Below are 7,892 nucleotides of genomic sequence, written 5' to 3' on the forward strand. Positions count from 1 at the left end.
ATTGCGTCGGATCAGAGATGTGGGCGGGCTTGCGAAACATCAACCGGTGGCTTGCGATGTTCTTATTATGTTCTATAATTGCAGGATGCTTCCGCCCCGTGATCCCGACCAGCGCATCAAGGCCCGTGGGGCCGACACTCGCCCCGCGGGGCGGTACGAACAGCAGGTCAGAACCCGCGAAGCCGACGACTGGGACATCGCCGAGGATCAATCCCTGCTGCGGACCGAGGTAACGGTCGAGCGCCCGCGCAACATCATCACCCGCAATACCTCTCCGGACATCAGCTTCGACCGGTCGATCAATCCCTATCGGGGGTGCGAACATGGCTGCATCTACTGCTATGCGCGGCCGACGCATGCTTGGCTGGGCCTGTCGCCTGGCTTGGATTTCGAGACGCGGATCACCGCAAAGCCCGATGCGGCCGACCTGCTGGCGCGCGAACTGGCGCGGCCCAGCTATCGCCCCGCGCCGATCGCCCTGGGCACGAACACAGATCCCTATCAGCCGGTGGAAAAGCGGCTTGCGATCATGCCTGGCATCCTGCGGGTGCTGCGCGATTGGAACCACCCGGTGACATTGGTGACGCGGGGCCAGACCGTCCTGCGCGATCTGGACCTGTGGGCGGAACTGGCGGCACGCGATCAGGCCTCGGTGGGTGTCAGCATCACCACGCTGGACGCGGATCTGGCCCGTACGCTGGAACCGCGCGCGCCGGCACCCGCGACCCGTCTGCGGATGATCCGCGATCTGTCGCGCGCGGGCGTGCCCGTCCGCGTGATGGTCGCCCCGGTCATCCCCGTCCTGACCGAGCCCGAGATCGAGGCGATCCTGACCGCCGCGCGCGAGGCCGGGGCAACCACCGCCACGATGATCCCCCTGCGCCTGCCGCATGAGGTAGCGCCGCTGTTTCGCGATTGGCTGGAACGGCACCGGCCGGGGATGGCCGCGCATGTGATGAACCGCGTGCAGGACATGCGCGGCGGGCGCGACAACGACCCGCGTTTCGGCCACCGGTTTCGCGGAGAGGGCCTGCACGCGCAACTGGCCCAGCAGCGATTCCGGCTGGCGCGAACCAGGTTGGGGTACCGCACGGGCGGGCCGGCGCTGGACTGTTCGCGGTTCGGGCCGCCGCCCAAGGCCGGAGACCAGCTGTCGCTGTTCTAGTGGCGGCGGTCGTCCTCGCCGCAGCTGCTGAAGGCGCCCAGCTGTGCGGTGATCCGGTCCAGCGCGGGGCGGGGGCCGCGGGGGCGGGTCTCCAGCGCCTCGTGCATCGCGCGCAGATGCGCGGGCATGGTCCCGCAGCAGCCGCCGATGATCCGCACGCCCAGGTCGCGCGCAAGGCAGGCGTAATCGGCCATCAGTTCGGGCGTGCCGTCGTAATGGATATGGCCGTCCTGCAGATGCGGCACGCCCGCATTGCCCTTGGCGATGGTCGGGCGTTCATTGCCCGATGCGGCAAGACCGGTGACCGACCGCAGCAGGTCGGACGCGCCGACGCCGCAATTGGCGCCATAGGCCACGGGCGGATTGGGCAAACGTTCCACCGCGGCGGCCAGCTGTCCCGGCGTCACGCCCATGATCGTGCGGCCCGCGGTGTCAAAGCTGAGGCTGCCGCACCAGGCCATGCCGGCGAGGCGCGCGGCCTCGGCCGCGGCGCGCAGCTCCTCCAGCGAGGAGAGGGTCTCGACCCACAGGATGTCGGCGCCGCCGTCGCGCAGCGCCTCGGCCTGTTCGTGGAACATCTGGACGGCACGCGCATGGGTCAGGCTGCCCATCGGGGCCATGAATTCGCCGCTGGGGCCCATGCTGCCCGCGACGATGACGGTGCGGCCCGCACGATCGGCCTGATCGCGGGCGATCTCGGCGGCGCGGCGGTTCAGTTCGGTGACGCGGGCGGCTGCGCCGTGGCGCGCCAGGCGGCTGGCATTCGCGCCAAAGCTGTTGGTCAGGAACAGATCGGACCCGGCCTCGATCGCGCTGCGGTGCAGGGCGGCGATGCGGTCGGGATGGGTGGCGTTCCAGATCTCGGCCGGGGTGTCGGCGTCCAGGCCCATGTTGAACAGGGCGGTCCCCGTTGCGCCGTCGGCCAGCACGTGCGGGCGGGTCTGCAGCATCAGGGACAGCGCGTCGGTCATCACCACTTCCTTGGCCACGGCCAAGGGGGCCGGGGCGATGTCGGGTCCAGTCATCAGGTCCATGTCGGGATGTGTCACAGCAAGGAGAATTTTGACAGGAACGAATGAAAAACCGCGCCGGTTTCCCGGCGCGGCAAAAAACTCTGCGCTTGATCCGGTGGGATCAGTTGCGGTCGCGGTCGTCGCCTTCGCCGTCATCGGCACCGCCGATGTCGTCGAACAGTTCGGCGATCTCGAACTCGGCCTCGGCGTCGGCTTCGGCGGCCATGTCCTGGATGGACTTGCCCTGCGCCTGCAGCTCTGCCTCTTCGGCCGAGCGGGCGACGTTCATGGTGATCGTCGCCTCGACTTCCGGGTGCAGCACGACGGTGACGTCATGCAGGCCCAGGTCCTTGATCGGCTCGCGCAGGACGACCGACTTGCGGTCGACGGTGAAGCCGGCCTCGGTCGCGGCCTCGGCCGCGTCACGCGTGGTGACCGAGCCGTACAGCGCGCCCGAATCGGATGCGGAACGGATGACCACGAAGGTCTGGCCGTCCAGCTTGTCCGCGATCTTCTGGGCTTCGGCCTTCGACTCCGCGTTGCGGGTCTCCAGCTGCGCCTTCTGACCTTCGAACGCCTTGATGTTGGCTTCCGACGCGCGCATCGCCTTGCCCTGGGGCAGGAGATAGTTGCGTGCGAAGCCTTGCTTGACGTTCACGACTTCGCCCATCTGGCCCAGCTTGGCCACACGTTCCAGCAGGATGACTTGCATCGTTCAGGTCTCCTTACTTGACGACATAGGGCAGCAGGGCCAGGAAACGCGCGCGCTTGATGGCACGGGCCAGCTCGCGCTGTTTCTTGGCCGAGACGGCGGTGATGCGCGAGGGCACGATCTTGCCGCGTTCGCTGATGTAGCGCTGCAGCAGGCGGGTGTCCTTGTAGTCGATCGCAGGTGCGTTATCGCCCGAGAACGGGCAGACCTTGCGACGACGGAAGAAGGGTTTGTTGGCCATTCGTCAGATCCTCTCAGTTCCGCTCGCGGCGTTCGCCGCGGTCGCCGCCACGATCACCACGGTCGCCGCGATCGCGGTCGCCACGGTCGCCCCGGGGACGGTCGCCACGGTCACCGCGCTCGCCACGCTCTTCGCGCTTCTGCATCTGGACCGAGGGGCCTTCCTGATGCTCGTCCACGCGGATGGTCATCACGCGCATCACGTCATCATGCAGGCGGGCCAGGCGTTCCATTTCCAGCACGGCGCCCGAGGGGGCGTCGGTGCGCAGGAAGGCATAGTGGCCCTTGCGGTTCTTGTTGATCTTGTAGGCCAGGGTGCGCACACCCCAGTATTCGTGCTCGACGACCTTGCCGCCATTGTCGGCGAGAACGGTCGAGAAGTGTTCGATCAGCCCTTCGGCCTGCGTGTTCGACAGGTCCTGGCGGGCGATCAGCACATGCTCGTACAGAGGCATGGCGATCCTTTCGGTTTGAATGCGCATTTCATCGACGGGCCGTCCCTTCCGCACCCGTCACGAGAGGCTGCGCCGTTACAGTCAAGCTCAGGCGGAAGGATGGCGTGTCATAGCAGCGAACCGCGCGGATGCAAGGGTTTTCGCCCCCGGCCGCGTCCGGCGCCCCTTGCGCCCGTCCATGCGCGCGGCCAATCTGGCCGCCGGCACGACAGGGGGAGCGGCGATGGCGCTGGAAGATGCGAAGACCCAGGTGGATCAGGCCTTCACGCGCGACAGCCTGCGCGGGCTGTCCTTCGAGAACGCCTTTGGCGGGGCCACCAGCTTTCTGCGCCGCCGCTATACCAAGGACCTGGGCGGCGTCGACGTCGCGGTGACGGGCATCCCCTTCGACCAGGCGGTGACCCACCGGCCCGGCACCCGGTTCGGGCCCCGCGCGATCCGCGAGGCGTCCAGCCTGCAGGCCTTCGATCCGCCCTATGGCTGGGGCTATGACCCGATGGCGGTGCTGGATGTGGTCGATTACGGCGACATGGCGTTCGATTACGCCAATGTCCGCGAGGTGCCCGCCCGGATCGAGGCGCATGTCGGCGCGATCCTGGATGCGGGTACGGCGCCGATCACCCTGGGGGGCGATCATTTCATCACGCTGCCGATCCTGCGCGCAGTCGCGGCGCGGCGGGGGCCCGTGGCACTGATCCAGTTCGACGCGCATTCCGACACATGGGTCGACGACGACCCGGACCGGATCGACCACGGCACGTTCCTGTACAAGGCGATCAAGGCGGGGATCGTGGACCCGGCGGCCAGCGTGTCGATCGGCATCCGCACCGACAATCCCGACACGCTGGGCGTGACCATCCTGGATGCGCCGTCGGTGCATCGGGACGGGATCGAGGCGACGCTGTCGCGGGTGCGGGCGGTGGTCGGCGACCGGACCTGCTATGTGACCTTCGACATCGACGCGCTGGACCCGGCCTTTGCGCCGGGCACCGGCACTCCGGTCTGGGGCGGGCTGGCCAGCTGGCAGGCGGCGGCGCTGCTGCGCGGGCTTGCGGGGATCGACCTGATCGGCGGCGACGTGGTCGAGGTCTCTCCGCCCTATGACACGACCGGGGCCACGGCGATCGCGGGCGCGCATGTCGCGCTGGAGCTGATCGCGCTGTTCGGCTGGTCGCGGCGATGAGTTGCGTCCCGCGCCGCGCCGGGGGGCTGCGCGCCCCCCGGACCCCCCCGGCGTCGTGTCGGAATGCAAGGGCGCTTGTACGGTCCGGGGCCGGGGGGTAAGCCGCATCCATGTTGCCCCAGGACCGCCTTGACCAGATCGCCGCCCGCTTCGAGTTTCTCGAGGCGCAGCTGAATGCCGGCCCCGCCGCCGACCAGATCGCCAGGATCAGCCGCGAATATGCCGAGCTGAAGCCGGTCGTTGCCCAGATCGACCGCTGGCGCGCCGCCCAGGACGGGCTGGTCGAGGCCCGCGCCCTGCTGGCCGATCCCGAGATGCGCGACCTGGCCGAGGACGAGCTGCGCCGTCTGGGCGCATTGCTGCCCACGCTGGAGCAGGACCTGCGGCTGGCGCTGCTGCCGCGCGATGCGGCGGACGCGCGCCCCGCGATTCTGGAGATCCGCCCCGGAACCGGGGGCGACGAGGCCGCGCTGTTCGCGGGCGACCTGCTGGAGATGTACCGCCGCCACGCCGAGGCCCAGGGCTGGCAGTTCCAGACGCTGGAACTGACCCGGACCGAGCTGGGCGGCATCAAGGAGGCCATCGCCCGGATCGAGGGCGAGGGCGTCTTTGCCCGCCTGAAATACGAATCCGGCGTGCACCGGGTGCAGCGGATCCCCTCGACCGAATCGGGCGGGCGCATCCATACCAGCGCGGCCACCGTGGCCGTCCTGCCCGAGGCCGCCGAGGACGTCGAGATCGACATTCCCGCGACCGACATCCGCATCGACACGATGCGCGCGTCCGGCGCGGGCGGCCAGCATGTCAACACGACCGATTCGGCCGTACGCATCACCCACCTGCCCACCGGCATCGTCGTCACCAGCAGCGAGAAGTCGCAGCACCAGAACCGCGCCAACGCGATGGCCGTGCTGCGCGCGCGCCTGTATGACATGCAGCGCGCCGCCGCCGATGCCGAACGGTCCGCCGACCGGCGCGCGCAGGTCGGCAGCGGCGACCGCAGCGAGCGCATCCGCACATACAACTTTCCGCAGGGCCGCATGACCGATCATCGCATCAACCTGACGCTGTATGCCCTGGACCGGGTCATGGCCGGCGACCTGACCGAGATCATCGACGCCCTGACCGCCCATGACCAGGCCGCCCGCCTGGCTGAGGCGCAGTGAGGCTGTCGGATGCCCAGGCCCAGGGCACGGCGCTGCTGCGCGCGGCGGGCATCGCGGGCGCGTCGCGCGACGCCGACCGCATACTGGCCGCGGTGCTGGAGATCGAGCCGGGCCAGCTGCGCATCACCGACGATCGCGCGCTGACCGACGATCAGGCGACGCAGTTCAACCGCGGCATCGCGGCCCGCGCCCTGCGCCAGCCAGTGGCCCAGATCACCGGTTTCCGCGATTTCTGGGCGCATCGCTTCAAGGTCACGCGCGACACGCTCGACCCACGCCCCGAGACTGAGGCGCTGGTCGAGGCGGCGCTGGCGCGGCCCTGGCGGCGGGTGCTGGACCTAGGGACGGGAACGGGGGCAATCCTGATCTCTCTTCTTGCAGCACGTCCGGGGACGACGGGCCTGGGCACCGACATATCCGAGGCCGCGCTGCAGGTGGCGCGGCACAATGCCCGGCGGATCGGCGTCGACGCGCGGTTCCGCCAGGCCGACTGGCTGGACGGGGTCGAGGGGCCGTTCGATCTGGTCGTGTCGAACCCGCCCTATATCGCGGCGATCGAGATGGCGCTGCTGGACCCCGACGTGCGCGACTGGGAACCGCGCCATGCGCTGACGGACGAAGGTGACGGGCTGGGCGCCTATCGCACCATCGCGGCGGGCGTGCGCGGCCTGCTGTCGCCAAAGGGCGCCGCCCTGGTCGAGATAGGGCCGACCCAGGGCGCGGCGGTCGCGGCGCTGTTCCGGGCGCAGGGCGCGCAGGTGCGCGTGCTGCCCGATCTGGACGGGCGCGACCGGGTGGTGCTGGCGGATTTCGCGCCCGCTGCGGCGGTTTGACGCCCATTTCATCGTGATTTCCGCAGTTTTCCCTTGTCTGGCCCGTCATTGCATGGTTAGTCGGCAGCGTGCGACAGGCCCTAGCCGTCGCATGGGTCAGCCTGACAACTGCCGATACCGAAGGGGTGCATCTGGTGCGCCGCGGTTGGGCAAGGCAGGGCTGAACGGAGTGGTCACAGCCCCCGTATCCGTCCGACACCGCCGTCCAGTTCACGCTGGCATCCCGACGCCCGGAAACATTACAGACAAGACTGATGAGATCATCAAAATCCCGCTCGCGTAGCAAATCGAACCGCCAGCGCACGCTGGGGAACATCACCAATCGCGTCTTTGACAGCTCGGGGCCCGAGGGCAAGGTGCGTGGCACCCCCCAGCAGATCATCGAGAAATACCTGACGCTGGCGCGCGACGCGCAGCTGTCCCATGACCGCGTCGCGGAGCAGAGCTTTCTGCAGCACGCCGAGCATTACACCCGCATGCTGGGCGAGGCGAACCGCGAGATGGCCGAACGCCAGGGCCGCCCCGACGATGACGGCTATCAGAGCAACATCGGCAGCCATGGTTATCACCAGGGCGGCCAGAGCGGCGGTCAGAACAACGGTGGTCAGAACAGCGGCGATCGGAACAATGGTGGCCAGAACGGCAACCAGGGCCAGCAGGGCGAGGGCAACCAGCGCCGCGACCATCAGCAGCGCGACGGCGGACAGCAGCGGGACCAGCAGCGCGATGGCGGACACCAGCCCCGCGACGGTCAGCGCGATCACCAAGCCCGCGATGGTCAGCCCCGTGACAACCAGGGTCGCGACAGCCAACCCCGCGACAATCAGAATCGTGACAATCAGGCCCGCGACAATCAGGGTCGTGACAGCCAGCGCGACAACCAGCCGCGTGAGCAGCGCCCGCGGTCCGAGCCGCGCCAGGACGCGCGCGTCGAGCCGCGTCAGGACCCGCGTCCCGACCTGTCCGAGGAGAACGCGCCGCAGTTCCTGCAGCAGCCCAGCCTGCCCGAGGTGATGCCTGCCACTGAGGACGACGGCGGCGCCGCCGTCCGCACGCCCGAGGCGGAAGCCCCGGCCAAGCCCGCACGGACCCGCGTCTCGCGTCCCCGCGCGCCGCGTGCGGTGG

9 protein-coding genes are annotated in these 7,892 nt (G+C 69.1%); 5 read left to right on the top strand and 4 right to left on the bottom strand.

The annotated features are described in order from the left end of the window. The first annotated feature begins 85 nt into the window (after positions 1 to 85). Entirely contained in the window at positions 86 to 1,165 is a 1,080-nt protein-coding gene (locus FHD68_RS02715; RefSeq protein WP_244297739.1) for a PA0069 family radical SAM protein, read from the top strand. Here the strand turns inward: FHD68_RS02715 and bmt are convergent. From bmt to rpsF, 4 genes are all read right to left on the bottom strand, one after another. Next, the gene (gene bmt, locus FHD68_RS02720) at positions 1,162 to 2,136 is read right to left on the bottom strand and encodes a betaine--homocysteine S-methyltransferase (RefSeq protein ID WP_045981118.1); all 975 of its coding nucleotides are present in this window, start codon (positions 2,134 to 2,136) and stop codon (positions 1,162 to 1,164) included. The genes FHD68_RS02715 and bmt overlap by 4 nt on opposite strands. Positions 2,137 to 2,299: 163 nt before the next feature. Continuing rightward, a complete protein-coding gene (gene rplI / locus FHD68_RS02725) occupies positions 2,300 to 2,890 on the bottom strand; it encodes a 50S ribosomal protein L9 (protein WP_127897869.1) in 591 nt (196 codons plus the stop codon). 13 nt (positions 2,891 to 2,903) lie between these two features. Next, complete coding sequence (rpsR, locus tag FHD68_RS02730) at positions 2,904 to 3,131, bottom strand: 30S ribosomal protein S18 (protein WP_042247758.1); 228 nt, start codon at positions 3,129 to 3,131, stop codon at positions 2,904 to 2,906. 13 nt (positions 3,132 to 3,144) lie between these two features. Continuing rightward, on the bottom strand, positions 3,145 to 3,585 hold the full coding sequence (gene rpsF / locus FHD68_RS02735) for a 30S ribosomal protein S6 (protein WP_045981105.1): 441 nt from the start codon (positions 3,583 to 3,585) through the stop codon (positions 3,145 to 3,147). 223 nt (positions 3,586 to 3,808) lie between these two features. Here rpsF and speB point away from each other — a divergent pair, with 223 nt between their 5' ends. The 4 genes from speB to FHD68_RS19780 all read left to right on the top strand — a co-directional run. Then, complete coding sequence (gene speB / locus FHD68_RS02740; protein WP_127897870.1) at positions 3,809 to 4,768, top strand: agmatinase; 960 nt, start codon at positions 3,809 to 3,811, stop codon at positions 4,766 to 4,768. A gap of 110 nt (positions 4,769 to 4,878) precedes the next feature. Beyond that, a complete protein-coding gene (gene prfA / locus FHD68_RS02745; RefSeq protein ID WP_127897871.1) occupies positions 4,879 to 5,934 on the top strand; it encodes a peptide chain release factor 1 in 1,056 nt (351 codons plus the stop codon). Beyond that, on the top strand, positions 5,931 to 6,767 hold the full coding sequence (gene prmC / locus FHD68_RS02750; protein ID WP_046000019.1) for a peptide chain release factor N(5)-glutamine methyltransferase: 837 nt from the start codon (positions 5,931 to 5,933) through the stop codon (positions 6,765 to 6,767). The genes prfA and prmC overlap by 4 nt, the downstream gene beginning before the upstream one ends. A gap of 254 nt (positions 6,768 to 7,021) precedes the next feature. Continuing rightward, on the top strand, positions 7,022 to 7,892 hold an 871-nt coding region (locus FHD68_RS19780; RefSeq protein WP_139085121.1), incomplete at its 3' end, for a DUF4167 domain-containing protein.

The organism is Paracoccus marcusii (genome assembly GCF_006151785.1).
In the GTDB taxonomy this organism is placed as follows: Bacteria; Pseudomonadota; Alphaproteobacteria; order Rhodobacterales; family Rhodobacteraceae; genus Paracoccus; species Paracoccus marcusii.

What these genes read in the sequence shown, in the direction of transcription:
- rplI (WP_127897869.1), bottom strand. Translation starts at nt 2,890, where the DNA reads ATGCAAGTCATCCTGCTGGAACGTGTGGCCAAGCTGGGCCAGATGGGC.
- speB (WP_127897870.1), top strand. Translation starts at nt 3,809, where the DNA reads ATGGCGCTGGAAGATGCGAAGACCCAGGTGGATCAGGCCTTCACGCGC.
- bmt (WP_045981118.1), bottom strand. Translation starts at nt 2,136, where the DNA reads ATGACCGACGCGCTGTCCCTGATGCTGCAGACCCGCCCGCACGTGCTG.
- FHD68_RS02715 (WP_244297739.1), top strand. Translation starts at nt 86, where the DNA reads ATGCTTCCGCCCCGTGATCCCGACCAGCGCATCAAGGCCCGTGGGGCC.
- rpsR (WP_042247758.1), bottom strand. Translation starts at nt 3,131, where the DNA reads ATGGCCAACAAACCCTTCTTCCGTCGTCGCAAGGTCTGCCCGTTCTCG.
- rpsF (WP_045981105.1), bottom strand. Translation starts at nt 3,585, where the DNA reads ATGCCTCTGTACGAGCATGTGCTGATCGCCCGCCAGGACCTGTCGAAC.
- prfA (WP_127897871.1), top strand. Translation starts at nt 4,879, where the DNA reads ATGTTGCCCCAGGACCGCCTTGACCAGATCGCCGCCCGCTTCGAGTTT.